Source organism: Campylobacter sp. CFSAN093260, from assembly GCF_012890095.1.
Classification (GTDB): domain Bacteria; phylum Campylobacterota; class Campylobacteria; order Campylobacterales; family Campylobacteraceae; genus Campylobacter_D; species Campylobacter_D jejuni.
Map to the genome: position 1 here is coordinate 1,399,849 of NZ_CP040618.1, position 19,237 is coordinate 1,419,085.

The following is a 19,237-nucleotide window of genomic DNA, read 5'->3' on the forward strand; positions in this document are numbered from 1 at the left end:
TCTTACCTTAATAAGCCATTCTCTAAAGCACTAAGCTTTAAAATATACTCTTGACTTTTGTTTTTATCAAAAAAACTATTTATCTCATAAAAACTTTTTAAAGTTTTATCAATATATCTTAAATTTCCTTGAGAAATTTTTTGTAAAAACTTAAGACATTTATTTGAAAAATTCATTCCGAATTTCAATTTAATATAATCATCAAGTTCTAAAAGACTAATATTTTTCAATTTAAAACAAGCACTTAAACGACTTTTAAAATGCTCTTTTTTAAGTATATTTAACTTTTTATGAGAACTTAAAACAAAACTTATAGAATCACTATAAATCCTAATGCTTTCTAGCATTGCATAATCATACATTCCTACTTCATCAAGAATGATTAAACTCTGACCTTGTGAAATCAAAAACTCAATTTTTTCTTTTAAGAAACTCTGATCTTTAAAATTTTCATTAATAAAATCAACATTATATTTTTTTGCCAATCTTTGCAACAATACACTTTTACCGCTACCACTTTTTCCCCATAAAAAAATAAAAGCTTTTTGGCTTTCTAAAATTTGATTGATTTGATGAAAAATTTCTTCTCTAAATGGAATAATTTTACTCATAATGCTTAAATCCTAGATCTTTAAGACTTGGAGCATTTACACTATCTACTATACTTGGAGTGATAATAAAAACAATTTCGGTTGCTTTAGAATTTAAAACTTCTCCTTTAAACAAAGAACCTAGGATTGGAATTTTTGATAGAAAATTGATAGAATTTTTCTCATTAGATTTATCGTGAGAAATCAATCCACCTAAAATTAAAGTTTGATTATTCTCTACTTGCACAACACTAGAAAGCTTTTTTTGTATGGTATCAGGAGCAATAGTTCTTGGTTCTTTTTGTCGTTTATTATCTTCTGGATACTTAAAATCACTTAAGCTTGGATTAATCCTGAGCATTATTTTTCCATCATCAGAAATTTCAGGCAAGATATTGAGTAAAATGCCTACAAAAATAGAATAATTGTTATAACTTTCACTAACAGTAGTCCCATTTTCAGTGCCTTTAGAACTTTCTTTAACTTGATAATTTATAGTATCACCTACAGAAATAATGGCTTGTTGGTTATTTAAAGCCATAAGCTTTGGATTAGAAAGCACGCTAGTTTTTCCATTTTGAGAAAGAAAGTTAATAATAGAATCAAAATTTAAATTCGCCCTTAAACCCAAATTCTTAACAAAACCTTGCCCATTTTGAAACTGAATAAAAGAATTTTCATTATTTACTTGCGAATTTAAACCTATATTAAAATTTTGCCAATTAATCCCACTAGAATGGCTTTCATTTAAACTCACAGCAAGTATGCTAACATCGATAATAACTTGTTTTTTAAGACGATTTTCTAGTTTTTGCAAATAATTTTTCACACTTTTTAACTGAGAATTTGTTCCAGTTACTATAATAAGACCTGCATTGGGATTTATAATGGGAGTTTTAGCCTCATAATCTTCATGAGAATTTTTTAATAATACAATAATCTCTTTTTCTATATTTTGCCAAAAATCAAATTTTTCCATACTTTTAATCATATTGTCTTCTGCGTCATCAAAACTACCGCTATATTCACTTTGCCTTGGTTTAGCGTCTACAGACGCTTTAGTTATGCTTTGTCCTTCTCTGATAGAAGTGATATAACTTATCTTAAAAATCTTCGTATTAATGCCTGAAATTCTTAAAATTTTACCATCAAAATCATAGCTAAGATCATGCTCTTTGATAAAAAAATTAAAAATTTCGTCTAAACTCATTTGATGAATATTGACAGAGTTTTGCAATATTTCTAATTTTTCTTTGGCAATTTTATCTTTAACAATAATACTAAAAGAACAATATTTTGCAAGCTCATCAAGACTTTCTTGTATGCTTAATTTTTCATTAATACTGATATCAAAAAGACGCTTTTGACAATCTAAAGCATAAAGATAATGGCAAAAAAGAATGTTAATTAATATTAATCTTATCATTTTTATTTATTTGGATTGCAATTTCTAAATTATCATATTGGAATTTAATCTCTTTAGTATTTATTTCATATATTATAGCATCATCAATCATATCACCTTTTTTATACCATCGATCATAAATTTTTACTTTATCAAGCATAATTGCAGTAATTTTAATATGTCTTAATTTTTCAAAAGTAGGATTCACAAATGGGTTTTGAAGAGTATTAAAATTTATACGATTTTCTTTATCTATAAGTTTAAAATACTCTTCAAAATTATCTTGTGCAAACAAAGTGCTAAAACACAATGTAGCACTAAAAATATATTTTATCAGCTTTCAACCTCATTGCTATAATCAGCCATAGTGATACGCTTAAGCTGTCTATAGCGACGTTGAGCGTCTTTTTTATTGCGTTCAAAAAGCTCAGCAGCGTGTTCAGGATTTGCTTTTTTAAGTGAATTATAACGCACTTCATTCATCAAAAATTGCTCATATAAATCCCAATCAGGTTCTTTTCCTGTTAGAGTTAAAGGATTTTTTCCTTGCTCTTCTAAACGAGGATCAAAGGTATAAAGTGGCCAATAACCACATTTTGTAGCAAGCTCACCTTGCTCTCCTGAGTAACCCAGCCCACCTTTAATACCATGAGCTATACAAGGAGAATAACAAATCACCAAAGATGGTCCATCATAGGCCTCAGCTGCAGTGATAGCTTTGATAAGATGAGTATAATTTGCCGTTGAATTTACTTGTGCTACAAAAATATAACCATAAGTCATAGCAATTTGACCTAGATCTTTTTTCTGTATAGGTTTGCCTGCTGCTGCAAACTGTGCTACAGCTCCTGTTCTAGAAGATTTTGAACTTTGACCGCCTGTATTAGAATAAACTTCTGTATCAAGCACTAAAATATTTACATTTTCTCCACTTGCTAAAACATGATCAAGTCCGCCATAGCCTATATCATAAGCCCAACCATCACCACCAAAAATCCAGTGAGATTTTTTACTTAAATACTGTTTAAGCTCTAATATATCTTGTACGGCTTTAATATTTTTATTTTGCTCTAAAATAGGGATCATTTTATCTTTAATTTCCACAGACATAGCACCATTGTCTTTATTTGCAATCCAATCTTTAAAAAGAGCTGATAAAGCATTTGGAACTTCTTGCATACTTTCATTCATGATATGTTCAATGCGGTGTCTTGTATTTTCAGTTGCAATTTTCATACCCAAACCAAACTCAGCATTGTCTTCAAAAAGTGAATTTCCCCAAGCAGGACCGTGTCCATTTTTCACACTTTTTCTATAAGGAGTTGATGGAGCTGAACCCCCATAAATAGAACTACAACCTGTCGCATTAGCCACAATCATTCTTTCACCGAACAATCTTGTAATTAAAGTAATATAAGGAGTTTCTCCACATCCAGGACAAGCTCCATGGAATTCAAATAAAGGTTGGGCAAATTGTGCTCCTTTTGTAGTTTCTTTATTTAAAATATCATCTTTGTATGTGATTTCTTTAAATAAATAATCCGCATTTTCTTGCTCACCAAAATCCATCTCTTCTTGAAGTGGTACCATAACCAAAGATTTTTCTTTAGTAGGACACTCATGAACACAAAGCTCACAGCCTGTACAATCAAGTGGAGAAACTTGAATTTTAAAGCTTAATTTTTCTCCTTTGGTTCCTTTAGCTTCTAAAGCATGATCTTTTACACCGCGAGGTGCATTTGCCATTTCTTCATCATTAATCAAAAATGGCCTGATAACAGCATGCGGACAAACTGAAGCACATTGATTACATTGGATACAATTTGCCTCTATCCATCTTGGTACCATAACCCCAACACCGCGTTTTTCGTATTCGGTTGTGCCGTGTTCAAAACTTCCATCTTCATAACCTAAAAAGGCTGAAACAGGTAAATCATCACCCTTAGCCGCATTCATAGGTTTTACGATTTTTTCAACAAATTCAGTACCTTTATAGGCATTGGTTTGTTCTTTTTCTTTAAGCTCTAAATTTTTCCAATTTGGATCCACTTCAACTTTTACAAGTCCATCAGCACCCACATCAATAGCCTTGTAATTCATTTCTACAATAGCATCGCCTTTTTTACTATAAGATTTATACGCAAGCTCTTTCATGTATTTTTGTGCATCTTCATAAGGAATGATTTTTGCAAGTTTGAAAAAGGCTGATTGCATAATGGTATTTGTACGATTTCCCAAACCTATATCACGAGCTAGTTTGGTTGCATTGATGATATAAAAATTTACTTCTTTTTCAGCTAAAGTTTTCTTTACTGCATCTGGAAGTTGTCTTATGGTTTCTTCAGCATTCCAAATACTATTTAAAAGGAAAGTTCCTCCTTTGCGAATTCCTGCTAAAACATCATAAATTTCCAAATAAGCCGCTACCGAACAAGCGATAAAATGCGGAGTTGAAACAAGATAAGTTGAACGGATAGGTTTTTTAGAAAATCTTAAATGGCTTCTTGTATAACCCCCTGATTTTTTAGAATCATAAGCAAAATAAGCTTGAGCGTAAAAATCCGTTTTATCTCCGATGATTTTAATCGAGTTTTTATTTGCACCCACAGTTCCATCAGCACCAAGTCCGTAAAATAAACATTCGATCGTACTTTCATCTCCAAGTGAAATTTTCTCTCCAGTACTCAGTGAAGTGTGAGTTACATCATCAACTATACCTACAGTAAAGCCATCTTTTGGATTATCAAGTTTAAGATTTTCAAATACTGCTATCATTTGAGCAGGATCAACATCCTTTGAAGAAAGTCCGTATCTTCCACCCACTATAACAGGAGCATTTTCTCTTCCATAGAAAGCTGATTTTACATCAATATAAAGCGGCTCCCCAAGACTTCCTGGTTCTTTGGTTCTATCTAAAACCGCGATTTTTTTCACTGATTTTGGCATAACATCAAAGAAATATTTTAAACTAAATGGACGATAAAGATAAACTTTTAAAATCCCTACCTTTTCACCCTTAGCATTAAGATAGTCCACTACCTCTTCAAGTGCTTGAGTTACAGAACCCATAGCAACAATCATACGCTCTGGCTCTTTGTGTCCATAATAAGTAAATGGTTTGTATTCTCTACCTGTAATTTTTGAAATTTCTTGCATATATTCATTAACAACATCAGGCAAAGCATCATAAAAACGATTGCTTACTTCTCTAGTTTGAAAATAAATATCATCATTTTGTGCTGTTCCACGTGTTTTTGGATTTTCTGGATTTAAAGCATTATTTCTAAATTCAAGCAAAGCTTCTCTATCTAATAATCTATCAAAATGCGCATAATCCATCACTTCAACTTTTTGAATTTCATGGCTTGTTCTAAAACCATCAAAAAAATGTAAAAATGGCACTCTTCCCTTAATTGCAGCTAAATGTGCTACACCAGCTAAGTCCATAGTTTCTTGCACAGAATGCGAACAAAGCATAGCAAAACCAATTTGTCTTGCTGCATAAATATCTTGATGATCACCAAAGATAGACAAAGCTTGAGCAGCCAAAGAACGCGCTGCTACATGGATTACACAGGGGAGTAATTGACCTGCTATTTTATACATATTTGGAATTTTAAGGAGTAATCCTTGAGAAGCCGTATAAGTTGTAGTCAAAGCCCCAGCTTGTAAAGATCCATGCACACTACCTGCAGCTCCTGCTTCACTTTGCATTTCTACGATTTTTACAGGAACTCCAAAAAGATTTTTTTTACCTGCAGCTGCCCACATATCGGTGTAATCAGCCATAGGAGAACTAGGTGTAATAGGATAAATTCCAGCAACTTCAGTAAAAGCATACGCAGCGTATGCAGCAGCCTCATTTCCGTCCATAGTTTTCACAATTTTACCCATTGAGACCTTCCTTTATATTGATAATTTTTATAATTTTTTAGCTACCAATTTACTATAAATTCTCTTAAAAGGCGTTTAACGAAAACTTGAAATTAGTTTAATCTAGCTATATAATTAACAGCCTCATATGCGTTTAAAAATACCATAGAATGGGTTTTTAATTCATTTTCATTGCCATAGCCACAAGTTAAGGCTAAAGGAGTGATATTAGCAGAAATTGCAGCTTGAATATCTAATATTGTATCGCCTATCATATAGGCATTTTCTTGAGTTTTATTGAGTCTTTTTAAAGCTAAAATTATAGGTTCGGAACTTGGCTTTGGATTTGTGACATCTTCAAGAGTAATTAAAGTTTTAAAGAATTTTTTAACTCCCAAATAATCAAGTAAAATCGGAGTAAATTTACCACCTTTTGTTGTAACTATACCAAGATCTGCAATTTCGCTTCCAAGTTCTAATGCCTCTTTTGCTTTAGGCAAAAGAGTGGTTTGTTCTAAATAAATTTGTGTATAAATTTCACGATAAGTTAATACAAATTCTTTACTTAAATTTACTTTATCTGGATAAAGCATTCTAAACATTTGCTCTAAAGGATAACCTATGAGATTTTTGATTTCTTCATTATTTTTAGAAGTTAATCCAAGGGCTTTAAAAGCTCCTTGGAAAGAATTTAAAATAGCATCAGTAGAATCAATTAAAGTGCCATCTAAATCAAATAAAATAGTTTTATTCATTATCTTAAAATAAATTTAGCATCCACTCTTCTATTATCCGCTCTACCTTCTTTAGTGTCATTGCTTGAGCGAGGATTATCTTGACCATAACCTACTGTTTTGATGCGACTTTTTTCTACACCATATTTTTCAAGTTCATTAGCAACACTTTTAGCACGTCTTTCAGAAAGCTTTTGATTATAAGCTCTTGAACCAATATTATCTGTATGTCCTTCAAGAATAGTATCATATCTTTCATTTTCATCTAAAACTTTTGCAATTTCTTTGATTTTTTCTTGAAAAGTTGGATTTATAGTAGTTTTATCAAAACCAAAATGACCTTCCAAAGAAATAGTTTTTTCGCAACCATTTTCATCTAACAAAGCACCTTCTCTTGGTTCAACAGGACATTTTGCTTGTGGAGCTGGACGAGTATCAGCAACTTCTTCTACAGCTTTTTCCTTTTTGCCACCAAAACCAAAACTAATACCTAAAGTTGAAACCCAATTATGGTTTGCATGATTAAAATTAATTTGATCTCTAGTTTCAAGTCTTAAAGCCAAAGAATCACTAAGACGGAATTTTACACCCGCGCCATAATGTCCAAATCCACCGCTTTTATTATCATAAGCAGCATTTGAAAAATCCTCATATCCTCCACCTGCTAAACCATAGAAATAAAATTTCTCACCTACATCAATACCTTTAATAGCACTCAAATAAGTTCTTGTAATATCTGTAGTTTTATTTGTATTTGTATATTTAACATCAGAATAATGCTCTAACCCAAATTCTAATTGATCAAGCCAAAAATCGTCAAAATGATAACCAAGTCTAACACCTGGTGCATAACGATTATCCATATCTAAATTACCTTCAAAGTAATTATAGTTTAAAGTTGGAGTGATTTCAAATTTTACATTGTTATCAGCACCAAATAAAACACTTGCCAAACCTAAACATAAGAATATTTTTTTCATAGAAAAAACCTTTCATTGTGTTATAAAATAAAAATTTAAATTTTGCAATTATAACATAAATGATAGAAAAAAGGATGAGTTTTATAAAAAATTGTAGAAAGGTGGGAAAATCCCACCAAAAATATTAACGTTTAGAGAATTGTGGGCTTCTTCTTGCTTTGCGGCGTCCATATTTTTTACGCTCAACAGTTCTACTATCTCTAGTAAGAAGTCCTTTAGGTTTTAATAAGGCTCTAAAATCAGCATCCATAGCTGCTAAAGCTCTTGAAATTCCATGTCTTAAAGCTTCAGCTTGAGCACTATAGCCCCCGCCTAAAGTAGTTGCTTTAATATCCATTGAAGTTTCTTGTTTAGTCACAAGTAAAGGTTGAACCACTTTAAGCTTAATCGCCTCGTGTCCACCAAGCCAAGTGTTTAAATCAACACCATTAACACTAATTTTACCACTACCTGGTTTTACCCATACCTTTGCGATAGCAGTTTTTCTCTTACCTGTTGCGTATGTTGTTGCCATGATTATTTTCCTTCTTTAGCAATTTGTGCAGTGTGTGGGTGCTCACTACCCGCATAGATTTTTAATTTTTTAAGCATAGCTCTGCCCAAATTTGTTTTAGGAAGCATACCTCTAACTGCTAATTTATATAATTTTGCAGGATTTTTTTCAAGTAAATCACCAAATTTTTCGCTTTTTACACTTCCAAAATATCCTGAATGTCTATGATAAAGCTTATCTTCTGCTTTATTAGCACCTGTAAATATAGCTTTTGAAGCATTGATGATAATTACATAATCACCACAATCAACATTTGGAGTAAAGCAAGGTTTGTTTTTACCTCTCAAAATTGTTGCTACTTCAGTTAAAAGACGACCAAAGCGTTTGCCTTCTGCGTCTAAAACAATCCATTCTCGTTTTACTTCGTTTGGCTTTGTTATCTTTGTCATAATTTTTACCTTTGCCAAAAATTTAAAATGTGATTGTATAAAAAATAATATTAATTTTTACTTAATTTAAGTAAAAATAAAGTTTATATTTCCAAAATTTGAATTTCATTTTCCAAACAATAAACTATAAAAGCACGCACTTTATCTTTTTGCAAAATTTCACTAATGGCGATCTTATAAGTTCCTACCTGCTCTTTATGTTTATCTTGCATAGCAAGACCTGTTTTATAATCAATTATAAAAGCTTCTTCATCTTTTAAAGCAAGCAAGTCTAATTGTTTAATTTCTCCATTAAAACTCAAAGCTTGTTCTTTTAAAAGCTTTCCATCACCAATCAAATTTTGAAATTGAATATTTTTAAGTAAAATTTCAATTCTTTTAAAAAGCTTTTCAAAATCACTCTCATCTAAAAAATGTCTAAATTTACTCTTGCATCTTTGAGTAAGTATTTGAAAATTTTCACCCTTAGGAAGTTTTAAATTTTGCATAAAAAAGTGAAAAGCATTTCCAAAATATAGTTCTTTACTATCAAGCCTTTCTTCGCTTTGAATTTCTTGCAAGGTAATTTTTTCAAATTTTTGCAAAGTTTGAATGCTTTCTTTTTTAACGCCTAAAATTTGTTCTTTGCTTTCTAAAAAACCTCTCTCTTGAGAATGTATATTTAAAAATCCCCCCTTAAAATAACTTGGATAATTTCCATTTACACTTTCTTCATTTCTTTTTATGATGATCAAACTTTCCTTAGCTCTTGTAAAAGCCACATAAAGTTTATTAATATCATCTTCATAATTTGCTCTTGTAATATTTTCTTTAAAAAGAGTATAAATAGGCTCTTTAGTAAGCTCTCGAATTTTATCTTTAATATGGAGTTGCCAACCTTGATTGATATCATATTCAAGCATGATATCTTCATTGTTTGAATTGTTTTTAGATAAACTATCAAGTAAAATCACATGATCAAATTCCAAACCCTTAGATTTATGCACACTCATAATACTAATTCCCATATTTTGTTCGCTTACTATTTTCAAAGCACAAGGCTCAAATAAAAGCTTTAAAAAATTCTCCTTAGTTTTAGCATATTCGATAAATTGTATTAAAGCGATATCATTTAAATCAAGTTTTAATTCTTTTATTAAAAAAAGTACATTTTCCATAGCATTTTTTGAAAAATCAAGGGTAATTTTTCTCGGCTCAAAACCTAAAAGTTCCTTTAAAAATACCAAGTAAAACTCATCACCAAAAATACAATATTTAGCATATTCTAAAACAAGTCTTACACTTGCTTTATTTTCAAGTAAAACATTGCTTTGAGTAAATGCAGGAATATTTTGCTCTCTTAAAAAATCCAAAACCATATCTGCATCGCTATTTTTCCAACACAAAATACAAATATCATCATAAGAAATATTTTTAGATCTTAAAAAATTAATTTGCTCAAATAAAGTTTCTAAAGTCTTTTCCTTAATTTCTTGGGCTTGGTTTTTAACCTTTTGTTCCTTAGACTCCACAATACGCACAAAACCGCCTTTTTTACTTTCTAAGGCAAATTGTTCTTTATAATCTTTGATTTTTTCTTTAAAAGTTTCATTAACAAAATCAACCAAAAGCTCTTTAGAACGATAATTAGTATTTAAATTATCACTTTTAATTTGACTAAATTCTTGTTTTAACAAATCAAATAATTCTTTTTTTCCTTTACGAAAGCGATAAATACTTTGTTTTTTATCTCCTACATAAAAAAAAGTGCGATTTTTCTTAACCCCTTCTCCTGAAACAAGCTCAGCGATCAAAGGGCGTAAAATTTGATATTGGATCACGCTTGTATCTTGAAATTCATCAATAAGCAAATGCGAAATAAAACCATCTAAACGAAAATAAATCATATCCTTAAATTCACTGGTTATTAACTCATAAACTTTTTTACTCACATCTTGGAAATTTAAGGTATTTTTATCTTTATGAAATATATTTTTAGCTTCACTATAATGATTTAAAAGATTCATTAAATTAGCAATTTTATAATTTTCAAGCTCTATGGCATAGGTATTTAAAGCATTTATAAGCTCCATTCTTTTTGCACTAAAATGCAAGTTAGTACTTTCTAAATCTTGTAAATATTTTGTACTTTCAAATTTTGTCATAAAACTTGATTGCATAAACACGGATAAATCTAAAACTTCACTTTTGAAATTGTCACACAAATTTTTATAATTTTTTACATGAGTAAGACCCAAACAATAACTTCTTAACTCACTATAAGCTTTATTGATATAAGCTTTAGTTGGATTTAGAATTTTAGGACGATTTTGAAAATAAGCATTCTCATAAAATTTTTCAAGCTCGTTAAAAAAATTTTCTTTCTCATCAACTAAATTAATATAATAAGCCAAATCTTTTAATTCATCTTTTTTAAGAAGTTTTAAAAAAATCTCTCTTACATCAAGCCTCTCTTCACTCATTGTAAAATCACTACTTAAGCCCAAATTTAAAGCAAAAACACGCAAAATTTTTCCGAAAAAAGCATCAAAAGTACTGATTTTTAACTCTGTTCTTAAAAATTCTTCTTTTTTAGCATCTCTTAAAGAAATAAGCTCTTCTTTATCTTTACCTAAAAGCTTGCAAAGTTCATTGCATTCACTGGTTTTATTTTCTTTTTCTAAGTTTAAAAAAGTCTCAATAATTCTTTTTTGCATTTCATTAGCAGCTTTTTTGGTAAAAGTCAAAGCTAAAATTTCATTAATCCTAGCTCCTTTTAAAATAAGTGCTACAAAACGCACACTCAGGGCAAAGGTTTTTCCGCTTCCTGCACTCGCTTCTAATGCCAAAAAAGGCTCAAATTGACTCATTTTAATTCCTTTTTATAAATGAGTTTATAAGGACAATACTCATCTTGTTCATTTTCAAACTCTATTTCTTCCTTACTCATAAGAACTAAATCTTTAAGTCTTTCTCTTAGCTCATCTAAACTTTTGGCTTTTTGATGCAATATTTGCATACTATTTAAATCATAAAAACCCACGCTTGCATTTTCATCATATAAAGCTTGGTAAAAAGCAAGTTGATAAGAATTACTTGGCACTTTTCCACTTTTATAATCAATAATCAAATTACCTTCTTTTGAACTATCGATACGATCTATAGTACCCTTAAGTTTTATACTATCTGTTCCGAGCTTTAAAATATTGTTTAACTCAAGCTCTGTATGTGCGACATAAAAGCCTTTTGAAAAATGCTCTTTTTCATTTTTAGCAAATTGTATAAATTTTAATTTAAATACTTCAAGATCAAGTTCACTGATATTGTATTTTTGATATTCTTTATCCAATAAATTTGCAAAAACTTTTATATCAAAATCATTATTTGCATAATTTTTATAATAAATTTCAAGCATTTTATGGATAAAATTTCCTTGATTTTTCGCTTTGCTTTCCTCGCTTAAAACCCTAGGTTCTGCTAAATTTAAAATATAACGATAATAATAAGTTCTTTTTTGATTTTCCAATAAATTAAAACGACTAAAAGAAAGCGGAAACTCGAAAGGATTATGCTTTAAAATAGGAGCTTTTATAGGAGTTAGATTAGGTTTTATGCCTTCATAGTCTAATTTTAAAGCATTAAGATAAGCTTTTTGGTGGATATGAGTTTCATAAAAAAAGTCAAAATCAAGTTCATCTAAAAAACGTGATTTGCTTTTTTCTTCATTTTCCACAAAGCAAATACTTACTTCTAAAGCATTCTTCATCAAGCTTTCATAATAAAATCTTTGTAAATTTTCTCTTCTATCATAGCTAATCAATCCTGCTTTTTTACGCACTTCATTGTTTAAAAAAAGCTCATTAACACTTCTTTTAGGAATAAATTCTTCATTAAAATCAACCAAAATCACTCCATCAAAACAAAGCCCACGACTTTCTAAAAGTCCCATTACCGTAACCTTACCTCCACCTACATCACTAAGGGAAAGTTGTGAAATTTGCATGAAAAAAAGATGGATCAACTCTTTAAGAGTTAAAGACTGATTTTTCAATAAATCTTTAATAAAATAAAGTTCTTTTCGTATCAAATAAATAAGCTCTTGCTTTTCATTTTCTAAAAACAAAGCAAGTAATTTTTCAAAATATTCAAAATCACATTTCTCATCAAAATACTTTTTAAACTCTATAAAATCAAGTTTTAAAGAATGTAAAAGCGTATTGTGATAATCAAAAATCATCTGCGTGTCTTCAAAATAATCCTCTTGATTTTTATAAATAAAAGAAGCACTACTAGCACTTTCATAAAGTGCTTGAAATTTTTGATAAAACAAACTCTCTTTAATACTAATTCCACTTGCAAAGTTAAGCATATTGTCTTTATCAAAAAGTCTTAAAAACTCACAAAAACTTTCATCTGGAGTTATAACTGCAATATTTTCAGGCTTTAAACCTTTGCGTACAAAATGTGAAATTTCATCCATAACAAAAGCACATTGCAAAGCCCTTAATTCAAAAGATTTGAGTTTCATTTTTGAATTTTTTGTTTTAAAAATTTCTTCTTTTAAGATCTCTTGTTTTGAAAGATTGATTTCATAATGAGTGTTTATTTTTAAATCAAATATTTTTAAAAAATCAAGTTTTAAAAGATATTCAAGATTAAATTTACTCGTTTTAAAACTTAAAACCACTTCTTTAATCTGAGAAATTTCACTTAATAAATTTTCTTCAAATTTACTTAAAAAACCTTGCAAATCATAAACTATAGCTTCATACTCATCTAAAAAATCTTTATTAAGAGTGTAATTTTTAGGTAAAGAAAGATCATCATAAAAAGAATTCTTTTCAAGCAAAGCAAGATAATTCTTATATACCTCATCTAAAATTTCCAAATGTTCATTATAGGTGGCATAATAATCATTGTTTTTAAGATCTTCTATGCTTTTTTTTTCCAAACTCAGTTCTTTAAAAAAAGAAAAAAGATATTCGTTATTTTTCAAAAAAGCAAAAAATTCTACCGAAATTCCTAGTTTTTTTTCTAAATCCTTACTTTTTAGACAAGCTTCTTGCATTAAAAGCAAACTTTCATAAGAACTTGCTTTATGAAAATTGCTCAAACAAACTTTATCTAAAAATTCACCTATATGAATAGCACTATCTAATAAAGCATTTTGCTGTTTTTTTTGATTATAATATTCTCTAATTTGCCTTGAAGAGCTAAAAATTCTTAATTTCATTGAGCATTTAATTCGTAGCTAAAAAAACCCACTGTTTCTTGATTTGCATAAAACTTTAGCTTAAGCTCCCATCTACCTTTATCTAATTTAGGTAAAGCGATACTTAAAATTCCATTTTTAACTTGTCCTTCTAACTTTTGATCAAAATTTTTAGTGAATGGTCTTGTAAGAAGAACTTGAACTTTTAAATCATTAGAATTTATATTTTGTAATGCAGAAATTTTAAAATTTGCAACATAGGAATTTTGATCCACTTCATAACTAGGAATTTTTCTTTTACCTATAAAAGTGATTTTATCATTTTGAAAATTTACTTTAAAAAATTTATCAAAATTTACTTGTTGTTTTTGTATTTGATTGTAATTATTTTCAACATTTTGATAAGAGTCAAAATAAAAATCATCCTCATACACAGGATGGTGACTTGCTATAAAAATCGTTACAATACAAGCAATAATTATAGCCAAAAGTGAAAGCAAAATACCATAAGGCCAAAAACTTTTTTTAGTTTCTAACATTTTTTTTCCTCTTTATTCTTCTTTGTGTATAGTATAACAATGCAAAGCAAATAAATCCATAGATAAGTATTCTTAAAATATTGATAGTATCACGATTTGCATTACCTATAGAATGTTCTAATTGTAATCCCAAGGATTTTGCCACACGATCTACAATATCTGCATAACCATTAAGTATAGCAGCATTATAAATATCACCTTTATTTGTAGCTAATATCGGCAAAATAGATCCTGTTCCAGGATAAGGACTAAGCACAGCTTCTTTATCAATCAAAGCTAAAGCACCTTTTGAGCCCACTATATCAACTTTGTGAGAATTTTTTGACAAAAGAAGCAATATATAAGATTGAGGAAGTTCTTTTTGTTTATTTAATAAAGTTTCAATTTCAGTTTTATCACCAACCATAACGCCGATAAAAATATTACTTTTTTGGTAAAGCTCTTTTCCTATAAGATTAATCTCGTTACTTACTTTTTGACTTAAAATATTTTCATTAAAAAGTACAGCATCAAGAGCAAAAACCCTAGAAGGCAATAAAACAAAGAAGAAGATAGCTAAAAAAAAGCCATCTTGTAATATTTTTTTCATCCTATATGAAGATGATTTACGGTCAAAACCGACCAAGCGGTGATTGCAGCAGCAACAACTAAACCAATAACAATTAAATATTCCAAAGCCTTACTCATTGTGCTTCCTTTATACTTCTATGATCTTGTTCTTTTGAACCAAACATCTTTACACTTTGTACATCTTTAAGACTATATGGCTTTTGCATCACTTCTTGCTGAGCTTTAAGACCCCAAATAGTTAAAACTGCTAAGATAGTAAGCAACAAAACCGTAGCAATTAACATACCTGTAACACCTGAAAGAGAAAACACGCATCTATTATTATTTTCCATCATTCACCCCTTGAAAGAGAAATTACATACTCGCCAACAGCTTCTTTTTGAATATCATTAAGTGTTGGAAAACTCGGCATTGTTCCTATAAAACCAGCCTTACCACTATGTAAAACATCTACTACAAAAGCTGCAGAACCGTATTTTGTAAGATCTGGGAACATTCCATCTTGACCTTTTCCATCTTCTCCATGGCATGCTGCACAAGTTGCATAAGCTTCTTTACCTTTTGCTACTAAATTTTCATTTGCAGTTTTCTTAATAGCTGAAAGATCTTTTGCTACATAAGCAGCAATAGCAGGGATATCTTCTTCTGCTACACCTAAATCAGCAGCACCAAGCATTTCTCCACCTGGAAAATTCATACCTTTTGAACCATGTTTAATTACATTGATTATACCTTCTTCACTACCCCAAATATTTAAATTTTGAGCTTTACCATTGATACCATCTCCTGTAATTCCATGACAAGCCGAACACTGAACTAAAAAGATATTTTGACCCATTGCTATTTTATCTTCAGGAGATAAATTTTTAAATTTTTCTTCAAATTTTGTATTATGAGTTGCTACTTCTTCATTATATTGACCTATACTTGAAAAAGAATTTAAAGGATATCCCCATAGAAAATACCAAATAGCCCAAACAATAGTCAGGAAAAATACCACAGCCCAACCAGTAGGAACAGCATTTTTATACTCTCCTATTCCATCCCAACTATGTTCACTAAGCTCTGACTCGCCTTTTTTTTCTTTCATTTGCTTAAACATTCTACCCACAATAACCAGTGTGATTAAAATGATAAGAATAGCTCCAATTAAAGATAAGAGATTAACATTATCTTCTAAATTTAACCATTGCATTAAGCACTCCTTTTACTTTCTAATACACTATCATCAATATCATCTTTTAAGGCAAGGTTTGCATAATTTTCATAATTTCTCTCGCCTTTTTTTTCTGTTCTATATAAATGATACAAATACGCATATAATACTATTGACAAAAACATCACGAGTGCAAAAAAACCATAACCTTGGAAAATCTCCCACTCATGTTTTTGAACTGTTGCTAAATCAAATGTGATTAAATTTTTAATCACATCAAAAACTATTGATAAATGTTCCATCATCTTACTTTAAACTATTTAAATAAGCGATCAAAGCAACTATTTCTTTGATTTCACCTTTAGCAAAAGCATCTTTTACTTCTTGATTTTTCATTTGATCAACTATAGCCTGAGCTTCAGCTTTTACTTCAGCTTGTGCATCCTCCCAAGAACCAAGTTTTGTTCCATTTTCTGCATCATAAGGAACATTGAAAACTTTTTTCACAGTTAAAGCCTCAGCATAAGCAGTTTCAATATCTGCATTATTTTTAAACATATGCTTATATGAAGGCATAATAGAATCTGGAACAACAGAAGTAGGATCCCACATATGATTTTCATGCCAATCAGCCGTTCTATAATTTCCTACACGAGCAAGATCAGGTCCTGTTCTTTTTGAGCCCCAAAGAAAAGGTCTATCATAAGCAAATTCACCACTTACAGAATACATACCATAACGATCTGTTTCTGATTTAAATGGACGAATAAGCTGTGAATGACAAGCATTACAACTATCTTTAATATATACTGCACGCCCTGCAAGTTGTAAAACCGTATAAGGTTTTTTACCTTCAATTGGTCTTGCATTTTCTGCAAAATTTGGTAAAACTTCAACTATGCCTGCATAAGCAATCACTACAAAAACAGCTACAGCAAAAAAGAATGGATTTTTTTCTAACCAACTAAACATATTTTCTCCTTTTTATGCTGCCATAGGCGAAGCGCTTTTTGGTTCTTTATCAAGCACTCTTCCACAAGCAATTGTTTTGTAAATATTATAAGTAAACATAAAGAAACCGATAAGATACAACAATCCACCAATCGCTCTAATCCAATAATAAGGAACAATAGCCACAACAGTATCAATAAAGCTATAAAGCAAGTTACCATACTCATCTGTCGCTCTCCACATCATACCTTGAGTAATACCCGCAATCCACATTGAAGCAAAATAAAGAACTATACCTGTGGTTTGGATCCAAAATTGAGCTTCCATTAAAGATTTGCTATAAAGCTCTCTTTTGAAAACTCTAGGAGTCATATGATAAAGCGCAGCCATAGTCATAAATCCTACCCAACCTAATGTTCCATCATGAACATGTCCTGGAATCCAATCTGTAAAGTGTGCTAAAGCATTAACAGATTTAATTGAAAGAATTGGCCCTTCAAGTGTTGAGAACATATAGAAAGTTGATGCCAAAATCATAAATTTAATCAACGGACTCTCGCGAAGCTGACTCCACTCACCTTTCATAGTAAGCAAGATATTAATCGCTGAACCCCAAGAAGGTAAAATCAATACTACAGAGAAAACCGAACCCATAGTTTGCATCCAATCAGGTACAGTTGAATAAATCAAATGGTGACCACCTGCCCAAAGATAAACAAACATTAAGCCCCAAAATGCAAATAAAGAGAGTTTATAAGAGAAAATCGGCTGACCACTTTCTTTTGGCAAGAAGTAATAAATTTGAGCAATAATACCCACAGTAAATACAAATGCCACAGCATTATGTCCATACCACCATTGTACTAAAGCATCATTTGTTCCTGCATACATTGATACACTATGCCACCATTTACCCATTCCAGTAACAAAATAAGTTGGTACTTCCATGTTGTTAAAAAGATAAAGCATAGCTATACCTAAAAATGTAGCTATATAATACCATAGAGAAATATAAAGGGTTTTTTCACGGCGAATTCCAATAAGTCCAAAAATACTTACACCCCATAAAACCCAAACAAGAACAACAAGAATATCTAAAGGCCACTCAAGCTCTGCATATTCTTTAGATGTAGTCACACCCATAAACAAAGATATAACAGCTAAAACCATAGTAAGCATATAAAGCCAAAAATGAAGCTTACCAACAGCCATTAAAAATCTTGACTCAGCCATACTCACTTTAAGAACACGCTGACCTATATAATACCAAGTTGCCCAAATCCCTGAAAGCATAAAACCAAAAATCACACCCGAAGTATGAAGTGGTCTAAGTCTTGAAAAAGTGGCATATTCTCCTGCTAAATAGTTTAAATTAGGATATGCCATTTGAAAAGCTATAAGAGTTCCTATAGCCATACCAACAATGCCGAACAATATGGTCGCAAACATAAAATATCTTGTAACCGTATAGTCGTAATTTAATACATTACCTGGATGCATCGACTTTCTCCTTAAAATTTTTGATAACAAGAGAATATTATAGAATATTAATTATACATTTTTTCTTAAAAACAACAATTTTGTTAATCATTTGTTATGCTTTATATTTTAAGGTTAAATCAGTCTTATTTATTGATATTTATCTTATAACCTAAACTTGGCACATTTTTTATAAAATCTTCACCCACTTTATCTCTTACTCTTTTTATAAAAGTTCTAACAGCAGTATCGCTCACATGTTCACCTATCCAAACATTTTTCTTAATATCTTCATGCAAAACCAAAGCCCCAGGTTGCTTTAAAAGCAAAGAAATAAAAGCCAATTCTTTTTTAGTTAAAACAATTTCTTCACCACTGTAAATTAAAGTTCGTTTAGTTTTGTTAAATTGATATTCTTCAGAAATTTTTACAAGCATATTTGCTTCAATTTTTTCACCTATCAGATAATCTAAAACTTTAAACAACTCTTCTATATCAACAGGTTTAATCAAATATTTATCTATACCAATATCAATAGAACGCAAAAGTCTCTCTTTCTCTGAATACGCACTAAGAACAACAATTGGAACATCATCTGAAATTTCTTTAATCTCTCTTGCCATATCCAGTCCATCCATAATAGGCATAGCAATATCTGTGATAACTAAATCTGGCTTAAATTTTTTAAATTTTTTAAGCCCCTCATCTCCATTTTGAGCTCCGATTACTTTACTAAAGCGTTCGCTTAATATATTAATCATCGATTCTCTAGCCTTAACCTCATCTTCAACTACTAATATTATCAATTCTTTACATTCTTGTGACAT

19 protein-coding genes are annotated in these 19,237 nt (G+C 30.3%); all 19 read right to left on the minus strand.

Features of this window, described 5'->3' with window-relative positions; translation table 11 throughout:
- Positions 1 to 2 precede the first annotated feature (2 nt).
- The 19 genes from FBF22_RS07090 to bumR all read right to left on the minus strand — a co-directional run bounded on the left by FBF22_RS07090 (position 3) and on the right by bumR (position 19,237).
- Positions 3 to 611, minus strand: a complete 609-nt coding sequence (locus FBF22_RS07090; protein ID WP_002851464.1) for an ATP-binding protein — start codon at positions 609 to 611, stop codon at positions 3 to 5.
- Positions 604 to 2,016: a pilus (MSHA type) biogenesis protein MshL gene (gene mshL / locus FBF22_RS07095; protein ID WP_002871859.1), complete on the minus strand. Its 1,413-nt coding sequence runs from the start codon at positions 2,014 to 2,016 to the stop codon at positions 604 to 606. Before mshL ends, FBF22_RS07090 begins: the two co-directional genes overlap by 8 nt.
- Positions 1,994 to 2,305, minus strand: coding sequence for a hypothetical protein (locus FBF22_RS07100; RefSeq protein WP_002855438.1), 312 nt, complete (start codon positions 2,303 to 2,305; stop codon positions 1,994 to 1,996). The genes mshL and FBF22_RS07100 overlap by 23 nt, the downstream gene beginning before the upstream one ends.
- 23 nt (positions 2,306 to 2,328) lie before the next feature.
- The gene (nifJ, locus tag FBF22_RS07105; protein WP_002884781.1) at positions 2,329 to 5,889 is read right to left on the minus strand and encodes a pyruvate:ferredoxin (flavodoxin) oxidoreductase; all 3,561 of its coding nucleotides are present in this window, start codon (positions 5,887 to 5,889) and stop codon (positions 2,329 to 2,331) included.
- A gap of 92 nt (positions 5,890 to 5,981) precedes the next feature.
- Positions 5,982 to 6,623 carry an HAD family hydrolase gene (locus FBF22_RS07110; protein WP_052777740.1) on the minus strand — a complete coding sequence of 214 codons (642 nt, stop codon included), beginning with the start codon at positions 6,621 to 6,623 and terminating at the stop codon, positions 5,982 to 5,984.
- Positions 6,623 to 7,582 carry a fibronectin-binding outer membrane protein CadF gene (gene cadF / locus FBF22_RS07115; protein WP_002858867.1) on the minus strand — a complete coding sequence of 320 codons (960 nt, stop codon included), beginning with the start codon at positions 7,580 to 7,582 and terminating at the stop codon, positions 6,623 to 6,625. Before cadF ends, FBF22_RS07110 begins: the two co-directional genes overlap by 1 nt.
- 124 nt (positions 7,583 to 7,706) lie before the next feature.
- Positions 7,707 to 8,096, minus strand: coding sequence for a 30S ribosomal protein S9 (gene rpsI, locus FBF22_RS07120; RefSeq protein ID WP_002851459.1), 390 nt, complete (start codon positions 8,094 to 8,096; stop codon positions 7,707 to 7,709).
- Positions 8,097 to 8,098: 2 nt separating this feature from the next.
- Positions 8,099 to 8,524, minus strand: a complete 426-nt coding sequence (gene rplM, locus FBF22_RS07125; RefSeq protein ID WP_002884779.1) for a 50S ribosomal protein L13 — start codon at positions 8,522 to 8,524, stop codon at positions 8,099 to 8,101.
- An 83-nt stretch (positions 8,525 to 8,607) separates the two neighbouring features.
- Positions 8,608 to 11,373 carry a RecB-like helicase gene (locus FBF22_RS07130; RefSeq protein WP_002884778.1) on the minus strand — a complete coding sequence of 922 codons (2,766 nt, stop codon included), beginning with the start codon at positions 11,371 to 11,373 and terminating at the stop codon, positions 8,608 to 8,610.
- The gene (locus FBF22_RS07135) at positions 11,370 to 13,736 is read right to left on the minus strand and encodes a PD-(D/E)XK nuclease family protein (protein WP_002869789.1); all 2,367 of its coding nucleotides are present in this window, start codon (positions 13,734 to 13,736) and stop codon (positions 11,370 to 11,372) included. Before FBF22_RS07135 ends, FBF22_RS07130 begins: the two co-directional genes overlap by 4 nt.
- Positions 13,733 to 14,254 carry a FixH family protein gene (locus FBF22_RS07140; RefSeq protein ID WP_002851150.1) on the minus strand — a complete coding sequence of 174 codons (522 nt, stop codon included), beginning with the start codon at positions 14,252 to 14,254 and terminating at the stop codon, positions 13,733 to 13,735. The genes FBF22_RS07135 and FBF22_RS07140 overlap by 4 nt, the downstream gene beginning before the upstream one ends.
- Complete coding sequence (locus FBF22_RS07145; RefSeq protein WP_002884777.1) at positions 14,241 to 14,843, minus strand: hypothetical protein; 603 nt, start codon at positions 14,841 to 14,843, stop codon at positions 14,241 to 14,243. Before FBF22_RS07145 ends, FBF22_RS07140 begins: the two co-directional genes overlap by 14 nt.
- The gene (locus FBF22_RS07150; protein WP_002858872.1) at positions 14,840 to 14,941 is read right to left on the minus strand and encodes a hypothetical protein; all 102 of its coding nucleotides are present in this window, start codon (positions 14,939 to 14,941) and stop codon (positions 14,840 to 14,842) included. Before FBF22_RS07150 ends, FBF22_RS07145 begins: the two co-directional genes overlap by 4 nt.
- Positions 14,938 to 15,159 carry a DUF4006 family protein gene (locus FBF22_RS07155; protein ID WP_079264888.1) on the minus strand — a complete coding sequence of 74 codons (222 nt, stop codon included), beginning with the start codon at positions 15,157 to 15,159 and terminating at the stop codon, positions 14,938 to 14,940. Before FBF22_RS07155 ends, FBF22_RS07150 begins: the two co-directional genes overlap by 4 nt.
- On the minus strand, positions 15,156 to 16,019 hold the full coding sequence (locus tag FBF22_RS07160; RefSeq protein ID WP_002851306.1) for a cbb3-type cytochrome c oxidase N-terminal domain-containing protein: 864 nt from the start codon (positions 16,017 to 16,019) through the stop codon (positions 15,156 to 15,158). The genes FBF22_RS07155 and FBF22_RS07160 overlap by 4 nt, the downstream gene beginning before the upstream one ends.
- Positions 16,019 to 16,282 carry a cytochrome c oxidase, cbb3-type, CcoQ subunit gene (locus tag FBF22_RS07165; RefSeq protein WP_002804842.1) on the minus strand — a complete coding sequence of 88 codons (264 nt, stop codon included), beginning with the start codon at positions 16,280 to 16,282 and terminating at the stop codon, positions 16,019 to 16,021. The genes FBF22_RS07160 and FBF22_RS07165 overlap by 1 nt, the downstream gene beginning before the upstream one ends.
- Before the next feature lie 4 nt (positions 16,283 to 16,286).
- Positions 16,287 to 16,952 (minus strand): cytochrome-c oxidase, cbb3-type subunit II, encoded by a 666-nt coding sequence (ccoO, locus tag FBF22_RS07170; RefSeq protein ID WP_002851187.1) that lies wholly within the window; start codon positions 16,950 to 16,952, stop codon positions 16,287 to 16,289.
- Between the two features lie 12 nt (positions 16,953 to 16,964).
- Positions 16,965 to 18,431 (minus strand): cytochrome-c oxidase, cbb3-type subunit I, encoded by a 1,467-nt coding sequence (gene ccoN, locus FBF22_RS07175; RefSeq protein ID WP_002860335.1) that lies wholly within the window; start codon positions 18,429 to 18,431, stop codon positions 16,965 to 16,967.
- 125 nt (positions 18,432 to 18,556) lie between these two features.
- Positions 18,557 to 19,237 carry a butyrate response regulator transcription factor BumR gene (gene bumR / locus FBF22_RS07180; protein ID WP_002858876.1) on the minus strand — a complete coding sequence of 227 codons (681 nt, stop codon included), beginning with the start codon at positions 19,235 to 19,237 and terminating at the stop codon, positions 18,557 to 18,559.

Bases quoted from the DNA above. Each gene is read 5' to 3' on its own strand.
- FBF22_RS07090 (WP_002851464.1), bottom strand. From the start codon at position 611: ATGAGTAAAATTATTCCATTTAGAGAAGAAATTTTTCATCAAATCAAT.
- mshL (WP_002871859.1), bottom strand. From the start codon at position 2,016: ATGATAAGATTAATATTAATTAACATTCTTTTTTGCCATTATCTTTAT.
- nifJ (WP_002884781.1), bottom strand. From the start codon at position 5,889: ATGGGTAAAATTGTGAAAACTATGGACGGAAATGAGGCTGCTGCATAC.
- FBF22_RS07110 (WP_052777740.1), bottom strand. From the start codon at position 6,623: ATGAATAAAACTATTTTATTTGATTTAGATGGCACTTTAATTGATTCT.
- cadF (WP_002858867.1), bottom strand. From the start codon at position 7,582: ATGAAAAAAATATTCTTATGTTTAGGTTTGGCAAGTGTTTTATTTGGT.
- rpsI (WP_002851459.1), bottom strand. From the start codon at position 8,096: ATGGCAACAACATACGCAACAGGTAAGAGAAAAACTGCTATCGCAAAG.
- rplM (WP_002884779.1), bottom strand. From the start codon at position 8,524: ATGACAAAGATAACAAAGCCAAACGAAGTAAAACGAGAATGGATTGTT.
- FBF22_RS07130 (WP_002884778.1), bottom strand. From the start codon at position 11,373: ATGAGTCAATTTGAGCCTTTTTTGGCATTAGAAGCGAGTGCAGGAAGC.
- FBF22_RS07135 (WP_002869789.1), bottom strand. From the start codon at position 13,736: ATGAAATTAAGAATTTTTAGCTCTTCAAGGCAAATTAGAGAATATTAT.
- FBF22_RS07140 (WP_002851150.1), bottom strand. From the start codon at position 14,254: ATGTTAGAAACTAAAAAAAGTTTTTGGCCTTATGGTATTTTGCTTTCA.
- FBF22_RS07145 (WP_002884777.1), bottom strand. From the start codon at position 14,843: ATGAAAAAAATATTACAAGATGGCTTTTTTTTAGCTATCTTCTTCTTT.
- FBF22_RS07150 (WP_002858872.1), bottom strand. From the start codon at position 14,941: ATGAGTAAGGCTTTGGAATATTTAATTGTTATTGGTTTAGTTGTTGCT.
- FBF22_RS07155 (WP_079264888.1), bottom strand. From the start codon at position 15,159: ATGATGGAAAATAATAATAGATGCGTGTTTTCTCTTTCAGGTGTTACA.
- FBF22_RS07160 (WP_002851306.1), bottom strand. From the start codon at position 16,019: ATGCAATGGTTAAATTTAGAAGATAATGTTAATCTCTTATCTTTAATT.
- FBF22_RS07165 (WP_002804842.1), bottom strand. From the start codon at position 16,282: ATGGAACATTTATCAATAGTTTTTGATGTGATTAAAAATTTAATCACA.
- ccoO (WP_002851187.1), bottom strand. From the start codon at position 16,952: ATGTTTAGTTGGTTAGAAAAAAATCCATTCTTTTTTGCTGTAGCTGTT.
- ccoN (WP_002860335.1), bottom strand. From the start codon at position 18,431: ATGCATCCAGGTAATGTATTAAATTACGACTATACGGTTACAAGATAT.
- bumR (WP_002858876.1), bottom strand. From the start codon at position 19,237: ATGTCACAAGAATGTAAAGAATTGATAATATTAGTAGTTGAAGATGAG.